The sequence below is a fragment of the Actinomadura sp. NBRC 104412 genome (genome assembly GCF_030269515.1).
Classification (GTDB): domain Bacteria; phylum Actinomycetota; class Actinomycetes; order Streptosporangiales; family Streptosporangiaceae; genus Spirillospora.
Genome location: NZ_BSTM01000027.1, coordinates 12,994 through 32,380 on the forward strand (window position 1 = coordinate 12,994; position 19,387 = coordinate 32,380).

The window sequence follows — 19,387 nt, forward strand, 5'->3', positions numbered from 1 at the left end:
TGGTGCCTGAGTGTCGCCGGCGGTCCGGACGTGCCGGGACGGGCTGTTCGATCGGACGTGTTCATGGCGTCGGCTCCTCGCTCGGGCGGGCTCACCTGGTGGCCGGCTGATCTCGACCACTGTCGTGCCGGAGGGCCCCGGTCGCACCCGGGAAGGCCACTGGTCCGGTCCCTGGGGAGCCGCGGTCTCTCGCCGGTTCCGCGAAGCGAGGTGGCGATGGCCCGGTGAAGCCGGCCTGGAAGGCGGGCGCGGTGAGGTCACCCTAGAACAGGAGACCCGCGATCTCCCGGACCGAGGCCCCGGCCACGCCGGTGTGTCGCGTCACCGGCCGCCCACCCCGAGGGAATCGACGGCATCCGACACGCCGGGGTCGAAATCCGCGGGCCGATTGGACAACCCGCGGCCGATGGTGTTACATGGGCTATGCACAACCCCGGGGGAACGGACCGCGTCGGGGGGTCGCGGCCACCAGCTGGGTTGTGCGTCAGGGGTCGCCCCCGAGCGACCCCGAACGAGGGCCCGTCTCGCGCATTTGGGGGTGCGGGGCGAGGCGGGCCCTCCCGTTCCCCCCTTCTCCGGCCCAGGCAGGAGAAGGTAAGGCCCATGTCGTGTCACGAATTCATACCACAAAGCGTGCTCGTCGGTCCGCCTTCCGACTCGTCGCCCGACGTGCACGAGTGAGGGAATGGGTTCCTCCGATGCCCTCACGAGGACGCCTCCGGCGCTCGCGGCCGGGGGCGTCCTCCTTTTTGTGACCCGGATTCCGCCGTTGCGGCACACCTGCACGTAACATGGGCTATGATAAGACCGAACCCGGAGGGGCTGCCGCTGAGCGGAGAGCGCTACCCGTCCCTGGGAGCGAAGTGGCAGGAGCCTCGCCCCTCCGGGTTCCTCCCCGCCGGTCGCAACGGGGGCCCGGCGGGGCTCACGCCATCACCTCACCATCACACGACGAGGGCGCGTTTCCGGCAGGGGACGCGCCCTCCGTCATTCCTCGGGTGCCGTCCGGCCTGCGCGTGCGTCCGTTAGCGGCCGGGCGCCCTCCCCGAAGGTATGGATTGCCGAATGAAGTTCTAGTAAGAAAGGGGCACTGGACCGTGTCCGTTGTGCGGCGTCGGAAGCGCGACCGAAACGACGGCTGATGCCCGAGGGGGCGCCAATGGAGACCCGAGCGGCGATCCTGTGGGAACCGCGCACCGACTGGAGCGTCGAGGACATCGAGCTCGACGATCCGAAGGCAGGAGAGGTCAAGGTCAAGTTCGCGGCCTCCGGCCTGTGCCACTCCGATGAGCACATGGTCACCGGGGACATGGTCCTCGACCCGGAGATCGCCGCGCTGCTTCAGCTCGAACAGTTCCCGATCATCGGCGGGCACGAGGGCGCGGGGGAGGTCGTGCAGGTCGGCCCCGGCGTCACCACGCTTCAGGAGGGCGACCACGTCGTCCTGTCGTTCATCCCGTCCTGCGGCCGCTGCCCGTCCTGCGCGAGGGGCCGTCAGCACATCTGCGACCTGGGCGCCGTGCTGCTGGCCGGACGCCAGATCGGCGACATGACCGCGCGCCACCACTCCAAGAGCGGCAAGGACCTGGGGATCATGTGCTGTACGGGCACCTTCGCGCCGTACACCGTGGTCAACGAGGCCACCTGCGTGAAGATCGACAACTCGATTCCGCTCGACAAGGCGGCCCTGGTCGGTTGCGGTGTCACCACCGGGTGGGGAGCGGCCGTCAACGCCGCCGGCGTCCAGCCCGGCGAGACCGTCGTGGTGATCGGGATCGGCGGCATCGGCATGAACGCCGTGCAGGGCGCCGCCATGGCCGGTGCCCGCCATGTCATCGCGGTCGACCCGATCGAGTGGAAGCGCAAGGAGGCGGAGACCACCTTCGGCGCCACCCACAGCGCGGCGTCCATCGAGGAGGCGGCGGCCCTGGTCGGCGAGCTCACCTGGGGCGCCAACGCCGACAAGGCCATCCTGACCACCGGCGTCGCCACCGGCGACCTGATCGGCCCGATGATGGGCATGGTCGCCAAGGGCGGCCGGGGCGTCGTCACCGCGGTCGCGCCGATGATGCAGGAGGACGTCAAGCTCAACCTGTTCGACCTGGCGATGCAGCGCAAGGAGCTGGTCGGCTGCATCTTCGGCAACGCCAACCCGCGCCGCGACATCCCGCGCCTGCTCCAGTTGTACGGCGAGGGCAGGCTCAAGCTGGACGAGCTGGTCACCACGACCTACACCCTCGACGAGGTGAACAAGGGCTATCAGGACATGCGGGACGGCAAGAACATCCGCGGCATGATCCTGTACTGACTCACTCGCGCGGGAAACCGTACCGGCCGACCAGGCGGACGAAGGACGCGGGCGTGAGGACCCGCAGCGGCGTCAGCCCGTCGGGGTCGCGCCGATAACACACCACGTCCTGGCCCGCCGCCGGTCCGGAGCTGCACGACCAGCGGCGGCGGGACCTCGGTGAACGCGGCCGAGACCACGATGGCGTCGAACGGCGCGTGGTCGGACGCGTCCTCGGTCCCGTCGCCGACGAGCACCGTGACGTTGCCGATGCCGTCCGCCTCCAGGTGACGGCGGGTCTCGTCGGCGAGGTCGGGCCAGATCTCGACGCTCACGACCCGGGCGGCGAGGCGCGCGATCACGGCCGCCTGGTCCCCCTGACCGAGGCGCGGGGCAGAGCCCCGCCGGGGTCAGTGGCCACCACCGCGAGCCGTCAAGGCGAGCGGCGTGGTCCGCTGGCCCCGCACCGGGGGGTGTGGGGGTCGTCCCCCACAATGACACGAGAGCCTCATGGGGGTGTTGGGGGCGGAGCCCCTGACCGGGGCGCGGGGCAGAGCCCCGCCGGGGTCAGTGGCCGCCGCTGCGAGCCGTCAAGGCGAGTGGCGGTGGTCGCTGACCCCGCTTCGGGAGGTGTGGGGGGTCGCCCCCCCACAATGACAAGAGCCCCCTACCGGGGTGGGAGGCCGTGGCCCGGAGCGAGTTCTACGAGCGCAGGGACGCGGCATCCCGCCCCGCTTCGGGGGGTGTGGGGGGTCGCCCCCCCACAATGAATAGATGCAGTCGTATGCGGCAGTGCTCGCTCTGCTCGGGTCGCTGGGCGCGTTCCTTTCGGCCGTGTACGCGGTGGCGCGGCTCGCCGGGGTGGGCGGGACGCTGGGCGGCGGTCCCTTCCTGTCGGGCGGGCGCCCGCTGGAGCACGCCGCGTCGCGGTACCACGTGCGCTGGTACGTGGTGACGATGGTGTTCCTGGCCTTCGACATGGAAATGATCTTCATGTACCCGTGGGCGCTGGTCGTCGCGTCGATCGGGACGAAGGCGGTGGTGGAGATGTTCGCTTTCCTCGGCCTGCTGATGGTCGGCGTGGTGTACGCCTGGCGCGAGGGGGCGTTCCGATGGGCCTGAGCGCGCGGCTCGCCCGATATGCCGCGTCCGCTCCGCGTTCCTTCCTGGTGGACGTGCCGGGCGGCGCGCGGACCAGGACGGTCGTGGACGGCGAGCTGCGGCGGCGGGGCTGGTTCGAGGCGGACGCGCCCACGTCGGCGGACCTGCTGGTCGTGTGCGGTGATCCCGGAACGGACCTGGCGGGGGCCGTCCACACGGCCTGGGAGGACGTTCCCGGGCCCAGGGCGTGGGCGTGGCTGCCGTCCGATGCGTCGGTGCCGGCGGTCCGCGGGGCGCTGGATCGCGCGGTGGCCGAGCTCGCCGATATCGGGGCACAGCGCGACCAGGCGATGGCGCGGGCGGCGGCGGGTCCATGGCGGCCCGAGGAGGCACCCGTCCACCACGGCGGGCACGACGAGCACGGCATGCACGGGCATCACATGATGGGTGCTCCGGGCGGGTTGGCGATGGCGGATCGGGCGCCTGACCGGGACGGCCTGAAGCTGGACGTCCTGCGGGTGCCGCTGGGTCCCGTGCTGAGGGACTGGCCCGCCGGTCTCAAGGTGACGCTCACGCTCCAAGGCGATGTGGTGCAGGCGGCGGAGGTCCACGTCCTCGCCGGAGGGCCGGGATCCGCGGAGGGGTTCTGGGACGAGCCCTGGAGGGCGGCGGCGAGAGGTGAGGCGGTCACGCGGGGGGAGGCCGAGCGGCGGCGGGCGGCCGCTCACCTCGACAGCCTGGCCCGGTTCCTCGGCGTCGCCGGGTGGCGCGACCAGGCCGGCCGGGCACGCGTCCTCCGGGACGCCGTGCTCGCCGGAGGGGACGCGGGCGGCTTCGACCGCTTCGCTCGCCGCACCGCGCGTTCCCGCGCGCTGCGCTGGATGACCCGGAAGGTCGGTGAGATCGATCCGGCGACGGTGACGCGGTACGGCCTCACCGGGCCGGTGGCACGCCGCCCCGGAGACGCGGCGGCCCGGGTGACCGGCTGGCTCACCGAGATCCGCGAGGCGCTGGCCGCGATGGACGATCCCTCGCCGCTGGACGACGACGAGGGGCCGCGCGGGCCGGTGGGGCGGGAGCCGAGCGCGCGGCTGCTTGCCGCGCTCCCCTCGTTGCTGGACGGTGCGGAACTCGCCTCGGCACGGCTGGTCGTGGCGAGCCTCGACCCGGACATCACCCAGGCCACGGCGATGACCCATGGGTGAGACACCGCTGTGGACCCTGGTGGCGTCGCCGGTGGCGCTGGCGCTGCTCGCGTACGCCGCCGCCGTCCTGGACAGGTCGCTCGGCGCGGTCGCGGCCGGGCATCGCGGCGCGCTACGGGCGTGGGGCGAGCCCGCGCGCGGCGCCGTCCGGCTCCTCGTACAGCAACGCCGCGCCACGTTCGCGTCCGACCGCCTGCTGGCGCGGATCGGCGTGCTCGCGCTGCCGGTCGCGGCGCTGCTGGCCGCCGTGGTGATCCCGCTGGGGACGGAGGCGGTCGCCGGGATGCGGGTGGGCGTCGTGTGGTTCAACGCGATGGAGGTGGGGGTCTGGGGCGCGGTCTGGCTGACCGGATGGGGAGCGAACTCGGCGTATGCGCTGATCGGCGGGTACCGCTTCCTGGCGCAGGGGCTGGCGTACGAGCTGCCGCACATGTTCGCGCTCATCACGGCGGCGCTGGGCGCGGGCTCGCTGGACCTGGCGGAGGTGGCGGCGGCCCAGCACGACCTGTGGTTCGCGGTGTGGATGCCGGTCGCGTTCGCCGTCTACCTGATCTCGGCGGCGGCGATGGTGTTCTGGGGGCCGCTGGACCATCCGGTGGGCGCGGATCTGGCGGGCGGGGCGGCGGTGGAGCTGTCGGGCCCTGACCGCCTGGTCTTCATGGCGGGACGGTACGCGCTGCTCGTGGTCGTCGCGGCGGCCGCCGTCCCGCTCTTCCTGGGCGGCGACGAGGGGCCGCTGCTGCCCGCGCCCGCCTGGTCGCTGATCAAGACATCGGCCGTGCTCGCGCTGCTGGTGTGGACGGCGCACCGGCTGCCCGTGCTGCGCATGGACCGGTTCGTGGCGGCGGCCTGGACGGTGCTGATCCCGGCGGCGCTGCTCCAGGCGCTGGTCGTCGCGATCGTGGTCGTGGGGTAGCCGTGCGGGATGTCGCGTTCTGGATCCTGGCCGTCGCCGCGGTGGCGAGCGGCGTCGCGGTGTTCGTGGTCGGCTCGATGGCGCGCGCCACGTTCGCGCTGCTGGCCTCGTTCCTGTGCGTGGGCGTGGAGCTGCTCCTGATCGACCAGCACTATCTCGGCGTGCTGGTGGTGCTGATGATGATCATGGAGATGCTGGTGATGGCGGTGTTCATGATCATGTACATGATGAACCCGGCGGGGCTGATGCCGATGACCATGGTCCACAACCATCGCGGTGCGCTGGCCGTCGCGGGCGGGGTCTTCGCCGCGCTGGCCGCCGGGATCCTCCTGGCCGACTGGCCGGAGCGGGCGGGCGCGCCGCCGCGCGACCCGGCCGTCGCGCTCGGCGAGTCCCTCATGGGTCCGACGATGCTCGTCATGATCGTCATCGGGGTGGCGATCCTGGCCACGATGATCGCCTCGGTGGTGCTGGCGACCCACCGCGGCCGGTACGGCGACCGGGACGGTGACGTCCCATGACGTTGCAGGCGTTCCTGCTGCTCGGCGCGGCGCTGTTCGCGGTCGGGCTGTACGGGGCGCTGTCCCAGCAGTCGATCGTGATGGTGATGATGGGCCTGGAGCTCATGATCAACGGGCTGGTGGTGGCGGGCGCCGCGTTCTGGTTCTTCGTGGCGCCGTCCACCGCCGACGGCCAGGTGCTCGTGCTGGTCGCGATCACCGTGATGGCGCTGGAGATGGCGATGGGCTTCGCCGTCGTCACCGCGCTGTTCCGCGCCCGCGACGCCGACCTCACCGACCAGGCCGGGGACCTCAAGGGATGACGGCGCTCGGCTGGGCCCTGCCCGGGCTGCCCCTGGTGGCCGGGGCGCTGCTGCTGGTCTCGGGGCTGGTCTTCGGACGGTGCAAGCACCGGGTCGCGGACCGGATCGCGCCGGTCGTATCCGTGCCGGCAGCCCTCGGCATGACGGCGTTGGCGATCGCCGCCGCGGCCGTCCGTCCCGCCGTCAGGGTCCCGTTGTTCGGCGGGTTCGAGGCGGGCATGGCGGTGGACGGGCTGTCGGCCGTGCTGGTCGTGATGGTGGCCGCCGTGACGCTCGCCGTCCTGGTGTTCGCCGCCGGAGACCTGCCCGCCGCGGAGGCTCGGGCGCGCTTCCACGGCCTGATGCTGCTGTTCGCCGGGTCGATGCTGGTCACCGTCACCGCCACCGACCTGGCGCTGCTGCTCATGGGCTGGGAGGTCATGGGCGCCATGTCGTACGCCCTGATCGGGTTCTGGTGGCGGGACCGGGGCCGGGTCGGCTCGGCGGGCGTCGCGTTCCTCACCACCCGGGCCGGTGATCTGGGGCTCTACCTCGCCGCCGGATGCGCCGTCGCGGGGACGCAGGCGCTCTCCCTCGACGCGCTGCCGGACGCGGCGGCACCCTGGCGCGACCTGGTCGCGGCGGGGATCGTCGTCGCGGCTCTGGGGAAGTCGGCGCAACTGCCGTTCTCCTTCTGGCTGTCGAGGGCGATGGCGGGCCCGACGCCGGTCTCGGCGCTGCTGCATTCGGCGACCATGGTGGCCGCGGGCGCGTACCTGCTGCTGCGCGTCCGGCCGCTGCTGGACGCCACCGGGTGGGCGGCGACACTGGTGGCGTGGGCCGGGGCGCTCACCGCGCTGCTGCTCGGCGCGGTCGCGCTCGCGCAACGCGACCTGAAGCAGGTGCTCGCCGCCTCGACCTGCGCGCAGATCGGGTTCATGGTGCTGGCCGCCGGTGCCGCGTCCACCGAGGCGGGAACCGATCAGATCGTCGCGCACGCCGCCGTCAAGAGCCTGCTGTTCCTGGGCGCGGGAGCCTGGGCGGCGGCACTCGGGACCATGGACCTCGGCGAGTTGCGCGGTGCGGCCCGGCGCCATGGCGTCGTCGGCGTGACGTTCGCCGTGGGGGCTCTCGCCCTGGCAGGGTTGCCTCCCCTGTCTCTCTGGGTCACGAAGGACGCCATCCTGTCCACGGTCGCCGAGCACTCGGCTCCGCTGTACGTGGTCGGCCTCGCCGCCGGGGTGCTGTCGGGCGCCTACTCGGGACGGATGCTTCTTGCGGTGTCGCGGCGGCCCGCCGACCCCGGGCGGCTTGAGCGTGTCGGCCTTCTCAGGCAGGCGCCGCTGCCTGTGCTGGCCATCGCCGCCGCGTCGCTCGGGGTCGTGGCGCTCCCCGCCCCGGACCTGGCGTCCGATCTGGCGCTCTCCGGTGCGCTGGCGGTGGCGGCCCTCGTCCTCGTATGGCGCCGGCCGTTCAGCTCTCGCCGGTGGCGGCCCGCTCCGGCGGTGCACTGGCTGTACCTGGAACGGCTCGCTCACCAGGGCGTCGTCCGTCCCGTCCGCGCGCTGGCCGAGGCCCTGGCCCGGTTCGACGACCGTGTGATCGACGGGGCGGTGCGGGCGGTGGCGGCGGGGGGACGCCGCGCCGCCGCCCTCACCGACCGCCGCGCCGAGCGAACGGTGGACGGCCTGGTCGACGCGATCGGACGGGCGGCCAGGACGCTCGGCGCGCTCGCCCGCCGCCCGCAGACCGGCCTCGTCCACACCTACTACGCGCAGGCCGCGGTGCTGCTCACCGTGCTGACCGTCGTCGCGGTCCTGGCGGTGTGACCGTGCCGTCCCTGACGATCTTCCTGCCGCTGGCGGCGGGGCTCGCGCTGGCGGCGACGCCCCGCCTCACCGGCCGGACGGCCGTCCGGGTCTGGATCGCCGTGGCGGCCCTCGACCTCGCCCTGGTCATCGCGATGTGGATCGGCCACGACGGCGGCGGTCTCGGCTACGAGACGCGGTTGCGCTGGATCCCCTCGGTACGGGCGGGCTACCACGTCGGCGTGGACGGGCTCTCGCTGCCCCTGATGGCGATGACCTCGGTGCTCTTCCTCTGCTGCGCCGTGTACTCGCTGCGGCTCACCCACCGGGTGCGGGCGTTCGCCGCGCTGTTCCTCTTCCTCCAGACGGTCTGCCTCGGGCTGTTCGCGGCGCTGGACCTGCTGCTGTTCTTCGTCTTCTTCGACCTGTCGATCGTCGGGATGTACTTCGTCATCGCCTACTGGGGGCACGGCGACCACGCCCGTTCCGCGCTGAAGTTCTTCCTCTACACCTTCTTCGGCTCGCTGGTGCTGCTGCTCGGGTTCATCGGCCTCTACCTGGGCTCCGATCCCCACACCTTCGACATGGTCGAGCTGACCCGCGCGCCCCCGCTGGACGGGTCGCCGGGGCTCGCGGCGCTCGTCCTGCTCGCGATCGGCATCGGGCTGGCGGTGAAGACGCCGGCCGTCCCGTTCCACACCTGGCTGCCTCCGGCGCACACGGACGCGCCCGCGGCGGGATCGGCGATCCTCGCGGGCGTCCTGCTGAAGATGGGCACCTACGGCCTCGTCCGGATCGCGATGCCGACGCTGCCCGAGGCGTGGCGCCGGTACGCGGGGGTCATCATCGTGATCGGTGTCGTCGGCGTCCTGTACGGGGCGCTGGTCGCGCTCGCGCAACGGGACCTCAAGCGGCTGATCGCGTACACCTCGGTCAACCACATGGGCTACATCGTCCTGGCGGTGGGCGCGGCCGGTCTCGCGCGGGACGCCGCGGCCGGGCGGCTCGCCGTGACCGGGGCGGTGACGCAGATGGTCAGCCACGGCCTGATCACCGGGGCGCTGTTCCTGCTGTCCGGCGTCCTGTACGACCGTGCCCGCACCTATGACCTCGATCGTTTCGGCGGTATCGCCGCCCGCGCGCCGCTCTACGCGGGGCTGGTGGCGGTGGCGGCGTTCGCGTCGCTGGGCCTGCCGGGGCTGTCCGGCTTCATCGCGGAGTTCCAGATCTTCGCCGGGACGATCGGCACCGGCACCGCGACGGCCGCCGTCGCCGGGGCGCTCGCCGTGCCGGGCATTCTCATCACCGCGGCGCTGTTCCTGCGCGTCCTGCACCGCGCGTTCCTCGGGCCGCCGGGCGAGCTGACCGGCGGCGTGGGCGACGTCCACCCCGCCGAGCTGTGGGCGGTCGTGCCGCTGCTGGTGCTGTCGCTGGTCATCGGGGTCGTCCCGCGCTTCCTCCTGGACGTCATCGAGCCCGCCTCGGCCGCCGTGCTGTCCCTGGTGTCGCGATGATGCGCGAGAACCCCGCCGACCTGGCACCGGAGCTGTGCGTGCTGGCCGGTGCCGTGCTGGGGCTGCTGACCGGCATCTTCCTGCCCCGTGCCCGCCAGTGGATCGCCGTGGTGATCTGCGCGGCCGGCCTCGTCGCCGGGCTGGCCTGCACGGTGATCGCGTCACGGCGTCCCGATCTGATGGCGTTCGGCGCGTTCACGGTCGACCCGCTGACCCACCTCACGCGCGGCGTGGTCCTGGGCGCGACATCGCTGGTGCTGGGGCTGGCGGCCGGCCCGCTGCGCGGGCACGCGCGTGAGACCGAGTTCTCCGTGCTCACCCTGCTCGCCGCTCTCGGGACGATCACGCTGGGCGCGTCCTCCGACCTGCTCGTCCTGGTGGCGGCGTACCTCCTGGCGAGCATCCCCGGGTACGCGCTGGCGGGCTTCGGCAAGGACGCGCCGGGCACCGAGGCCGCGCTGAAGTACTACCTCATGGGCGCGTTCATGGGCATCTTCATGCTCGCCGGGGTGACGCTGCTGTACGGGCTGGGCCGCGCCACCTCCTACGAACCCCTGCGGCAAGGGCTGGCCACCGCACCCGGCGCCGCCGTCACGGTCGGCGCCGTCGCGCTGCTCGCCGGGCTGCTGCTCAAGGCCGGTGCGGTGCCGGCGCACTACTGGGTCCCGGACGTCACCGAGGGCGCCCCGCCCGTCGTGGCGGCCTTCGTGACCACCGTCCCCAAGATCGGCGCGTTCACCGCCCTGTTCCGGCTGGCCGCCGAGGCCCTGCCCTCCACCGTGAACCGGCCGTTGCTGATCGCGGTGATCGCCACGGTCACGATGACGCTCGGCAACCTCGCCGCCTTCGGCCAGGACAATGTGCGGCGCCTGCTCGCCTACTCGACGATCAGCCAGGCCGGCTACCTGCTCGTCCCGGTCGCCATGGCCGGCCGCGCCGCCCTGGCCGAGCCCGCGCTGCTCTTCTACCTGGCCGCGTACGCCGTCACCAACCTGGGCGCCTTCGCCGTCGTCGTGGCGGCGGGCCGGGACACCATCGCCGGGTACACCGGTCTGGCCAGGCGCTCACCGGCGCTGGCCCTCGCCCTGGCCGTCTGCCTGCTCGGACTGGTCGGCACCCCGCCCACCGCCGTCTTCGTCGGCAAGCTCCTGATGTTCGGCTCCGCGCTGCAAGGCGGTTACGCCTGGCTCGCCGTCGTGGCCGCGCTCAACTCCGTGGCCAGCGTCTTCTACTACCTCCGCTGGATCGTCCCGGCCTTCGGCCGTCCCCCTGAGCCGGACCCTGGGCCGCACTCTGAGCCGTACTCTGGGCCGCCCGTCACCCTCCGCCGTGGCGCTCAAGCCGTCGCCTACACCGCCGCCACGGCCTCGCTCGCCCTCGGCGTCGCCAGCGGGATCGCCCTCACCGTCTGACGTTCGGAGAACCCCGGTCAGATCGTGCCGGCGGCGCTGAGGTCGGACAGTTCCTCGGCGGTCAGGTTGAGGAGGCCGCCGTAGATCTCGGTGTTGTGCTGGCCCAGGGACGGACCCAGGGTGCGGACCTCGCCGGGAGTGTCGGACAGCTTCGGGAAGACGTTGTGCATCGGGAAGTCGCCGAACTCGGGATGGGCGAGACGGATGATGGCCTCGCGTGCGCGGAAGTGCGGGTCGGAGAGCATGTCCTTGGCGCGGTAGGTGAGCCCGGCGGGGACGCCGTTGTCGTGCAGGAGCTCCAGCAACCGAGCGGACTCCTGGCCGGCGGTCCATTCGGCGATGAGGTCGTCGAGTTCCTCGGCGTTGGCGCCGCGCGCGCCGTGGGTGGCGAAGCGCTCGTCGTCGGCCAGCTCGGGACGTCCCATGAGCGCGGCCAGCCGCCGCCAGATGGTGTCGCGGTTCGCGGCGATGAGGACGGGGCCGTCCTTGGTCGGGTAGACGTTGCTGGGCGCGACGTTGGGCAGCACGGAGCCGGTGCGCTCGCGCTGGTAGCCGGCGATCTCCCATTCGGGGATGAGCGACTCCATCATCGCCAGGACCGCCTCGTACAGCGCCGAGTCCACGATCTGCCCGCGCCCGGTGCGCTGCCGCGCGTGCAGGGCGACCAGCGTGCCGAGCGCGGCGAACGTGCCGGCCAGCTCGTCCCCGAGGGAGATGCCCGCGCGGGACGGGGGCCGGTCGGGATCGCCGGTGACGTAGCGGATGCCGCCCATGGCCTCGCCGATGGAGCCGAACCCGGCGCGCGGCGCGTACGGGCCGTCCTGCCCGTACCCGGTGACACGGGTGATGATCAGCCCCGGGTTCTCGGCGTGCAGCTCGTCCGGCCCCAGCCCCCAGCGTTCGAGGGTGCCGGGACGGAAGTTCTCCACCAGCACGTCGGCGTGCGCGAGGAGGCGGCGGGCCAGCGCCTGCCCCTCGGAGCCGCGCAGGTCGAGGGTGACCGACTTCTTGTTGCGGGCGAGGATCGGCCACCACAGCGACTTGCCGTGCGGCTTCTCCCGGCCCCACTCGCGCATCGGGTCGCCGGTGCCGGGCGGCTCGACCTTGATGACCTCGGCGCCGAAGTCGCCGAGGAGCTGGCCGCAGAAGGGGCCGGCGAGGAGCTGGCCCATCTCGACGACCCGCAGGTCGCCGAGGGGACGGGAGAAGGTGTCGTCGCTCATCGTTGCCCGTCGCTCGGGACGTCCGTGGAGACGTCGCTGGTCAGATCACCCTGGAGGTCGGCGTCGAGGTGGGCCGCGGCGGCGCGCACGTGGGAGCGCATCACCGACTCCGCCCATTCGGGGTCGCCGGCGGCGAGCGCCGAGACGACCTCGCGATGGTGGTGCATGCTGCGTTCCATGGCCTCGGCGTCGTACCGGCGGAAGGTGCCGAGGATCAGCGGGGCGTGCATGACCGAGGTCAGCATCGTGGGGAGCCGCCGGTTCCCGGACGCGTCGATGATGGCGACGTGGAACCGGGAGTTGAGCTCGGCGACCTTCGCGAGGTCGTGACCGGCCACCGCCCGCTCCATGCCCGCGCACAGCTCGTTCAGCTCGTCCAGCACCGCCTGGCCGGTGCCGAGCCGGGCGGCGCGCGCCGCCGCGTACGGTTCCAGCAGCGCGCGCAGCTCGAAGATCTCGTCGAGGTCGTCCCGCGTCCACCGGACCACCCGGGCGCCGCGGTGCGGCAGCACCTCGACCAGGCCGTCGGCGCCGAGCCGCTGCAGCGCCTCGCGCACGGGGGTGCGGGACAGGCCGAGGGTCTCGGCCAGTTCGGCCTCCCCGAGGCGGGTGCCCGCCGCGGCCTCTCCGGACAGGATCATCTGACGCACCACCTCGTACGCGGTGTCAGTCGCGCGGGCCATCAACACTCCTTGCCATTGCATGCAATATAGTCACAAGGACGGCGAAAAGGCGAGCATGGGGGTCGAATTGCATACAACCGTACTGGAGGTCGGTCCGCGGGACGGCCTGCAGAACGAGGAGCGCGCGCTCTCCCCCGAGGACAGGATCGCGTTCATCACCCGTTGCGTGGAAGCCGGGGTACGCCGGATCGAGGCGGTCTCGTTCGTCAACCCGAAGCGGGTGCCGCAGATGGCGGGCGCGGAGGAGGTCATGGCGGGGGTCCCGCGCCGCGACGGCGTCTCCTACAGCGGCCTGGTGCTCAACCGCCGGGGCCTCGACCGCGCCCTGGGGGCCGGGGTGGACGAGGTGAACGTGGTCGTGGTCGCCACCGACACGTTCTGCGTCCGCAACCAGGGCCGCACGACCGCCGAGATGCTGGACGCCTGGGACGAGATCGCCGCCGCCTCGGCCGACGCGGGCGTGCCCGTAGGGATGACGATCGGCGCCTCGTTCGGCTGCCCGTTCGAGGGCGAGACGCCGCCGGAACGGGTCGCGGAGATCGCGCGGCGCGCGCACGCGGCGGGGGCGTTCGAGATCGCGCTCGCCGACACGATCGGCGTGGGCGTGCCGGCGCAGGTCCGCGACCTGACGCGGCGGGTCCGGGAGGCGGCCCCGGGGACGCCGCTGCGCTTCCATTTCCACAACACGCGCAACACCGGGTACGCCAACGCCCTCGCCGCCGTCGACGAAGGCGTGACCGTCCTGGACGCGAGCACCGGCGGCTTCGGGGGCTGCCCCTTCGCGCCCGCCGCCACCGGCAACATCGCGACCGAGGACCTTCTGTACGCGCTGCACCGCAGCGGCGTCGACACCGGCATCGAGATGGAGGCCGTCGCCGCCACGGGCGCCTGGCTCGGCGACCTGCTGGGGGTACCGGTCCCCGGCCTGCTCGGCCGGGCCGGCCCCTTCGTGCCGCTGGGGGACGGGTCAGGCTGACGAGCGCGGGACGAGCTTCATCGTGCAGGCCCGCGCCTCCGGCGCCACCATGGGGTCGACGTACTGGCGCGGGTACTTGCCGTACTTGGAACGGTAGGCCCTGTCGATGCTGTCCATGAGGTCGCCGTCCGACTCTTCGGTGAAGACGACGTCCTTGTCGACGCCGCCCGCGCGGATGTGGCCCCGGCGGGTGGCCTTGGCGGCGCGGTACCAGACGCCCTCCGGACCCCGGTAGGAGCGGATGTAGAGGTCGTCGCCGTTCCGGACGACCCAGATGGTGGTCGGCCTGCGCGGCCCGCCGTCGCTCATCGGCGCCACCTGCAGCTCGTCCGCGCCGCCGATCTTGTCGAGCTCCTCGCTGGTCCAGGTCGTCGTGGTCGCCATGGGATCCTCCCGATGATCGGCTCTGCCGGTTGTCGTCTCCCTTCCTTGGGTGTGTGCGGAGCCGGGACGGCCAAACGCGGAGAACGTGCCGTTTGGCCGGGGGTGGCGGTCCGCTTTGCAGCCTTTTTGCCGGATCTGCTCCGGCTCGCGATCCCGCCTCCGCCCACGGCGGTCGGACGATCAACCGCACGCGTCACACGATCAACCGCACGGGCGCGGGCGCGACGACGCTGGTCACATGCCAACCGCTCGGTCATCACCGTCACGTTCAGATGTCCTTCAGGCCACGGCGCGCACCGGCGCCCGTACGACCTGGTCTCCGATCGTCGCACTCGCCACAGGGATCGCGGTGCTGGTGTCCAGCGAGTTCCTGCCCGCGAGCGTGCTGCCCGCGATGGCGGCCGACCTCGGGATCAGCGAGGGCACGGCGGGCCTGGCGGTCGCGGCCACCGCCATCGCGGGCGCGGTCACCGCGCCCAGCATCGCGGCCCTGCTTCCGCGGGCGGACCGGCGCACCGTCCTCGTCGGGCTCCTGGTCGCGGCGACGGTCTCGAACCTGGCGGTGGCGGTCGCCCCCGGCTTCGCCGTCCTGCTCCTCGGCCGGCTCGTCCTGGGCGTCGCCATCGCGGGATACTGGTCGTTCGCGTTGGGCGCCGGCACCCACGCCGTGCCGGGACGGGACAGCGTGATCTCCACGTCCCTCGCCCTCGGCGTCACCCTGGCGACCGTCGCGGGGGTGCCGCTGGCCTCGCTGGTCGGCGACGCGGTCGGCTGGCGCACCGTGTTCGGCATCGCGGCCGGGCTCGGCGCCGCCACCGCGATCGGTCTGGCCGCGATGCTGCCGCCCGTACCCCCGCACCCCGCCGCCGGGCTCACCATGCTGCGCCAGGCGATCGGCAGCCGGCGGCTGATGGCCGGTGTGCTGGGCGTGGTCCTCGTCGCGTTCGGCAACTTCTCCGCCTACCCGTTCATCAGGCTCGCGATCGAGGAGATCGACAGGCGCGCCACGGTGTGGCTGCTGCTCGCCTGGGGCGTCGGCGGCCTGGTCGGCAACCTCGCGGCGGGGTGGTTCGCGGGACGGTTGCGGGTGGTGGTCTCCGCCGCGCCCCTGCTGCTCGGTGCGGGCCTGCTGATCACCACGACCGCGCCATCGCTTCCGGTACTGGCCGTGGGCGTCGTGCTGTGGGGTGTGGCCTTCAACATGGTCCCGGTCGCCACCCAGCTCTGGGTGACGCGCGTCGAGCCGGAGCGTGCCGAGTCGGCCCTGTCGTTGCAGGTGACCGCGTTCCAGGTGGCGATCACCCTCGGGTCGGCCTCAGGAGGCGCGCTGCTGGACGGCCACGGGCTGAGGACGGCGTTCGTGGTCGGCGCCGCCTTCGCCCTCACGTCCGGAGCACTCTTCTCCGCCCTCCGCGCCCCGCGCGGATGAGGCGTCACGCCATACCTGCGGTGGGACGCCGTGATGGGACGAGAAGGCCCGGCTGAAGGCGGCGGTGGAGCCGTAGCCGACGGCGGACGCGACGTACTGCACGGAACGCGAGGGGTCGCCGAGCAGGCGGCGCGCCTCCCGCATCCTGGCCTCCCTCAGCACCTCGGCGGGGCTGCGGCCGAGCGCCCGGCGGAACCGCTCACCCAGGGCGGAACGCGACAGATGCACCAGGCGCGCCATCCGCTCCACCGTCCACGGCTCGCCGGGCCGGGCGGTCACCGCCGCGACCACCGCGGCGACGGCCTCGTCCGGGGCGGCGGCGCCGTCGCGATCCCGCCCCTCCAGCCAGGACACGGTCATCGCCGCACCGATCACCGTCCCGTAGCCGGAGGAGAACAGGGACGGGTCGCACATCTGCTCAAGAGGGCAGATGCCGACGAGCGCCGCGACACCCTCGTGCCGCGTGGCGAAGCCCCAGACCACCAGCGGGCTCGGCAGCCGATGGACGGGGACGGCCAAACGGAGATCCCCGACGACCATGACGGACTCCTCGACCCGTCCCGACGCGGTCACCCGGTGGGCGGTACGAGCGTCGACCAGCGCCGCATCGCCTTCGCGGAGGAGGTAGGACCCGGCCGCGGCCTCAAGCGTGATCTCGCCCGCCGACACCAGCACCCACCGCGGGCCGGGCCGATCGGTGAGTTCTGCGCCGGCCGGCAGCCGGACGCGGCGCATGCTCGACATCTCCCAGACCGGCCCCAGTGAGGCGGACGGATCCGCCTGGTCTCGCACACCAGCCACGCGAAGTGCAGCGCGGGAGAAGCCGCCGCGTATTCCCGCCGCCTATTCCCCGCTGTGCGCCCCGCTGTGCGGACCCTTTTCGGGGACTGTCCGGGACGTGACAGTTCTCTCGATGCGCCGTTCAGCCTTCTGTGGTGAGCGGTCCCCTTCCCGGCCACGGAAGACGACGGCTAGTGTCCTCTCCGTGACGTCAGGTAGTGATCCAGCGTCCACCCGTGTGATCCGTGCGTTCAGCGATGCGAAACCCCCGGCCTGGAAAGGGGACCCTCCCATGACCATCGCCAGCGACTACCAGAACGACGTCGCCGACTACTGGAACGCCGAACGCAATCCCGTCAACCTGCGCCTCGGCGAGGTCTCCGGGCTCTACCACCACCATTACGGCATCGGCGAGGTCGACTGGTCCGTCCTGGAGACCAGCGACGACGCCCGGCGCGAGGAAGCCGTCATCGCCGAGCTGCACCGACTGGAGAACGCCCAGGCCCGGCTGCTGCTGAGCCACCTCGGCGACATACGGCCCGAACACCGGCTGCTGGACGCGGGCTCGGGGAGGGGCGGCACCGGCTTCATGGCCCACGCCGCCTTCGGCTGCCGGGTCGACGGCGTGTCCATCTCCCGGTCCCAGGTGGACTTCGCCAACGACCAGGCGGCCAAGGCCGGCGTGTCCGACCGGGTCCGGTTCCACTTCAGGAACATGCTCGACACCGGCTTCGAGAGCGGAGTCTTCCGCGCGATCTGGAACAACGAGTCGACGATGTACGTCGTCCTCGACGATCTCTTCGCCGAGCACTCCCGGCTGCTGGAACACGGCGGCCGGTACGTCACCATCACCGGCTGTTACAACGACGTGTACGGGCTGCCGTCCCGCGCCGTCTCCACCATCAACGCCCACTACGTCTGCGACATCCATCCGCGCAGCGGCTACTTCCGGGCCATGGCGTCCAACCGGCTCGTGCCCGTCAGCGTCATCGACCTGACCTCCCGGACGATCCCGTACTGGGAGCTGCGCCAGAAATCGTCGGTCGCCACCGGCATCGAGAGCACGTTCCTGGACGCGTACCGCGACGGCGGCTTCCAGTACCTGCTCATCGCCGCCGACCGGGTCTGAACAGGTGAAACGACCATGCTTGAGCCATGCAGGAGCCTGCGTCCCCCGCGGATCACGCCCCCCGAGTGGGGCGCCCTGGGAACCACGGCGGCCCGGCTGCCCTCGCTGCTGGCCGCCGCGCGTCCCAGCCGCGACTCGCCGATCAGCCTCGGCGTCCCCTCGGCCTACGCCGAGCGGCCATGGGGCGACGGCTCCCACTCGCCGCTCTACTGCCCCGCGCCGGAACGCGTCGACGAAAACCTCGCCGGTGAAGTGGAGGCCCGGCTGCTCGCCTGGGCACACGACCGGGGATTCCGGGAGGACGAGCTGGCCGCCCTGGCCGAGGCCGGGTTCGGGCGGCTGGTGACCCTCGCGCATCCCGACACCGACGACCCCGACGCGCTCCTGGTCGCCGCGCAACTGAACGCCTCCTGGTGGGCCGCGGACGACTACTACGCGGACGACACCGCGCTGGGAGCCGTGCCCGCGCTGCTCCCGCCGCGGCTGGCGCTGGTGATGGCGGCCATGGACCCCGTCCCGCCCGCCGGTGACCTCACCCCGCCCCTCCAGGCGGCCCTGCGCGACGATCTGGTCCGCCGCATGCTCGGCTCGGCCACGGAGCATCTGAGCCGCCACGCCACCCCGGCGCAGGTCCAGCGGGTCTGCTACTCGACCTTCGCGATGTTCGTGAGCTGGACGGCCTACGCCGCCTGGCGGGAGACCGGCGAGCACCCGCCCGCCTGGGAGTATCTGGCCGCCCGCCAGCACGACAGCTTCTACACGTCCATGACCTTGATCGACGTGGTGGGCGGCTACGAGGTCCCGGCCGCCCTCTTCTCCGAGCCGCGCGTCCGCCGCGCCGCGATGCAGGCGGGCACCGCCAGCGTGATCGTCAACGATCTGCACTCGGTGGCCAAGGACGCCGCCGACGAGAAGCCGGTCTGCAACCTGGTCCTCCTGATCGCCGCCGACCGCGGCTGCTCCGTCGACGAGGCGACCGAACGCGCCGTGGACCTCCACAACGGCCTCGTCCGCGATTTCGAACGCTCACACCAGGCCCTGACCGTGATCCCGTCCCCCGACCTGCAACGCTTCCTGCGCGGGCTGCGCGCCTGGATGGCCGGGGGCCTTGAATGGCACGCCACCAACAGCCGCTACCGCACCGCCTAGCGGCGCCCGCCGAACGCCCAGTCGTGCACCTCGATGTCCGCGTATCGTCCCTCGGTCAGAACGCCGCGCGCCGCGTCCGGGCCCTCCGCCCGGACGAGCACGGCCGTCCCCAGCCAGGTGTCCCCGTCATCGGACAGCAAGGGCCCGTACGCGATCAGCTCGTCCCGGTCGTCCGGCACGGCCAGGTCCACCGGCCGTCCCGCGCCGAGACCGAGCACCAGATACCGGTCGCCTTCGTCCCGGCCGCCGGCGAACTCCCACATCGTTCGTCCGAGCAGGTTGCGCCACCGGCGCAGCAGGACGTCCCGGTACACGCCGGCCTGGTAGTTGGGCTCGTCGAACGCGAACGCCCGTGCCGACGCGGGATCGGGCAGATCGACGATGTGCACGCTCCCCGTCGGCGTGACCCCGTCCTCGGCGAAGGTCGGCCCGCGAGCGATCATCCCCTTCGCGAACCGGTCCATGTAGGACCAATGCGTCTCGGCCAGTTCCTCGCGCAACGGTAAGGATCCGGGCCGGTCCCGGTGGTAGACGAAGAATTCCACACCGTCCAGTCTTTACCACACGGAGCGCTTCAGGCCGGTGTCGC

Annotated in this window: 18 protein-coding genes and 1 pseudogene; 13 read left to right on the top strand and 6 right to left on the bottom strand. The window is 72.5% G+C overall.

From position 1 onward, the window contains the following. Positions 1-1,159: 1,159 nt before the first annotated feature. Positions 1,160-2,308: an NDMA-dependent alcohol dehydrogenase gene (locus QSK21_RS27565; protein ID WP_285700145.1), complete on the top strand. Its 1,149-nt coding sequence runs from the start codon at positions 1,160-1,162 to the stop codon at positions 2,306-2,308. 128 nt (positions 2,309-2,436) lie between these two features. Here QSK21_RS27565 and QSK21_RS36190 read toward each other — a convergent pair. Further along, positions 2,437-2,658: pseudogene (locus QSK21_RS36190) on the bottom strand (protein-L-isoaspartate O-methyltransferase family protein); the annotation flags it as partial. A 403-nt stretch (positions 2,659-3,061) separates the two neighbouring features. Here QSK21_RS36190 and QSK21_RS27570 point away from each other — a divergent pair. The 8 genes from QSK21_RS27570 to QSK21_RS27605 are packed head-to-tail and all read left to right on the top strand — an operon-like array spanning position 3,062 to position 11,045. Next, positions 3,062-3,409 carry an NADH-quinone oxidoreductase subunit A gene (locus QSK21_RS27570; RefSeq protein WP_285700146.1) on the top strand — a complete coding sequence of 116 codons (348 nt, stop codon included), beginning with the start codon at positions 3,062-3,064 and terminating at the stop codon, positions 3,407-3,409. Then, positions 3,400-4,593, top strand: coding sequence for a hypothetical protein (locus QSK21_RS27575; protein ID WP_285700147.1), 1,194 nt, complete (start codon positions 3,400-3,402; stop codon positions 4,591-4,593). The genes QSK21_RS27570 and QSK21_RS27575 overlap by 10 nt, the downstream gene beginning before the upstream one ends. After that, entirely contained in the window at positions 4,586-5,509 is a 924-nt protein-coding gene (locus tag QSK21_RS27580; RefSeq protein WP_285700148.1) for a complex I subunit 1 family protein, read from the top strand. Before QSK21_RS27575 ends, QSK21_RS27580 begins: the two co-directional genes overlap by 8 nt. 2 nt (positions 5,510-5,511) lie before the next feature. Then, positions 5,512-6,030 carry an NADH-quinone oxidoreductase subunit J gene (locus tag QSK21_RS27585; protein ID WP_285700149.1) on the top strand — a complete coding sequence of 173 codons (519 nt, stop codon included), beginning with the start codon at positions 5,512-5,514 and terminating at the stop codon, positions 6,028-6,030. Next, positions 6,027-6,332 (top strand): NADH-quinone oxidoreductase subunit NuoK, encoded by a 306-nt coding sequence (gene nuoK / locus QSK21_RS27590; protein WP_285700150.1) that lies wholly within the window; start codon positions 6,027-6,029, stop codon positions 6,330-6,332. Before QSK21_RS27585 ends, nuoK begins: the two co-directional genes overlap by 4 nt. Then, a complete protein-coding gene (locus QSK21_RS27595) occupies positions 6,329-8,140 on the top strand; it encodes an NADH-quinone oxidoreductase subunit 5 family protein (protein WP_285700151.1) in 1,812 nt (603 codons plus the stop codon). Before nuoK ends, QSK21_RS27595 begins: the two co-directional genes overlap by 4 nt. After that, positions 8,137-9,633, top strand: coding sequence for a complex I subunit 4 family protein (locus QSK21_RS27600; RefSeq protein WP_285700152.1), 1,497 nt, complete (start codon positions 8,137-8,139; stop codon positions 9,631-9,633). Before QSK21_RS27595 ends, QSK21_RS27600 begins: the two co-directional genes overlap by 4 nt. Then, a complete protein-coding gene (locus tag QSK21_RS27605; RefSeq protein ID WP_285700154.1) occupies positions 9,630-11,045 on the top strand; it encodes an NADH-quinone oxidoreductase subunit N in 1,416 nt (471 codons plus the stop codon). Before QSK21_RS27600 ends, QSK21_RS27605 begins: the two co-directional genes overlap by 4 nt. A 17-nt stretch (positions 11,046-11,062) precedes the next feature. Here the strand turns inward: QSK21_RS27605 and QSK21_RS27610 are convergent, their stop codons facing one another. Beyond that, positions 11,063-12,268, bottom strand: a complete 1,206-nt coding sequence (locus QSK21_RS27610; RefSeq protein WP_285700155.1) for a CaiB/BaiF CoA transferase family protein — start codon at positions 12,266-12,268, stop codon at positions 11,063-11,065. After that, positions 12,265-12,951, bottom strand: a complete 687-nt coding sequence (locus QSK21_RS27615; protein ID WP_285700156.1) for a GntR family transcriptional regulator — start codon at positions 12,949-12,951, stop codon at positions 12,265-12,267. Before QSK21_RS27615 ends, QSK21_RS27610 begins: the two co-directional genes overlap by 4 nt. A gap of 55 nt (positions 12,952-13,006) precedes the next feature. On the opposite strand from QSK21_RS27615, the gene QSK21_RS27620 reads away from it, so the two are divergent. Further along, positions 13,007-13,927, top strand: a complete 921-nt coding sequence (locus tag QSK21_RS27620) for a hydroxymethylglutaryl-CoA lyase (RefSeq protein ID WP_285700157.1) — start codon at positions 13,007-13,009, stop codon at positions 13,925-13,927. Here the strand turns inward: QSK21_RS27620 and QSK21_RS27625 are convergent. Then, a complete protein-coding gene (locus QSK21_RS27625; protein WP_285700159.1) occupies positions 13,919-14,311 on the bottom strand; it encodes a DUF2255 family protein in 393 nt (130 codons plus the stop codon). The genes QSK21_RS27620 and QSK21_RS27625 overlap by 9 nt on opposite strands. Positions 14,312-14,549: 238 nt before the next feature. Here QSK21_RS27625 and QSK21_RS27630 point away from each other — a divergent pair, with 238 nt between their 5' ends. Beyond that, on the top strand, positions 14,550-15,740 hold the full coding sequence (locus QSK21_RS27630; RefSeq protein WP_352231332.1) for an MFS transporter: 1,191 nt from the start codon (positions 14,550-14,552) through the stop codon (positions 15,738-15,740). Here the strand turns inward: QSK21_RS27630 and QSK21_RS27635 are convergent. Next, positions 15,627-16,532, bottom strand: a complete 906-nt coding sequence (locus tag QSK21_RS27635) for an AraC family transcriptional regulator (RefSeq protein WP_285700161.1) — start codon at positions 16,530-16,532, stop codon at positions 15,627-15,629. The two genes, QSK21_RS27630 and QSK21_RS27635, sit on opposite strands and share 114 nt — an antisense overlap. Before the next feature lie 280 nt (positions 16,533-16,812). Here QSK21_RS27635 and QSK21_RS27640 point away from each other — a divergent pair, with 280 nt between their 5' ends. Together QSK21_RS27640 and QSK21_RS27645 are read left to right on the top strand one after the other, a co-directional pair. Then, complete coding sequence (locus QSK21_RS27640) at positions 16,813-17,649, top strand: geranyl diphosphate 2-C-methyltransferase (protein ID WP_285700162.1); 837 nt, start codon at positions 16,813-16,815, stop codon at positions 17,647-17,649. A gap of 15 nt (positions 17,650-17,664) precedes the next feature. Next, positions 17,665-18,798 carry a family 2 encapsulin nanocompartment cargo protein terpene cyclase gene (locus QSK21_RS27645; RefSeq protein WP_285700164.1) on the top strand — a complete coding sequence of 378 codons (1,134 nt, stop codon included), beginning with the start codon at positions 17,665-17,667 and terminating at the stop codon, positions 18,796-18,798. On the opposite strand, the gene QSK21_RS27650 is transcribed toward QSK21_RS27645, so the two are convergent. Next, complete coding sequence (locus QSK21_RS27650; RefSeq protein ID WP_285700166.1) at positions 18,795-19,343, bottom strand: YciI family protein; 549 nt, start codon at positions 19,341-19,343, stop codon at positions 18,795-18,797. The two genes, QSK21_RS27645 and QSK21_RS27650, sit on opposite strands and share 4 nt — an antisense overlap. Between the last annotated feature and the right edge of the window lie 44 nt (positions 19,344-19,387).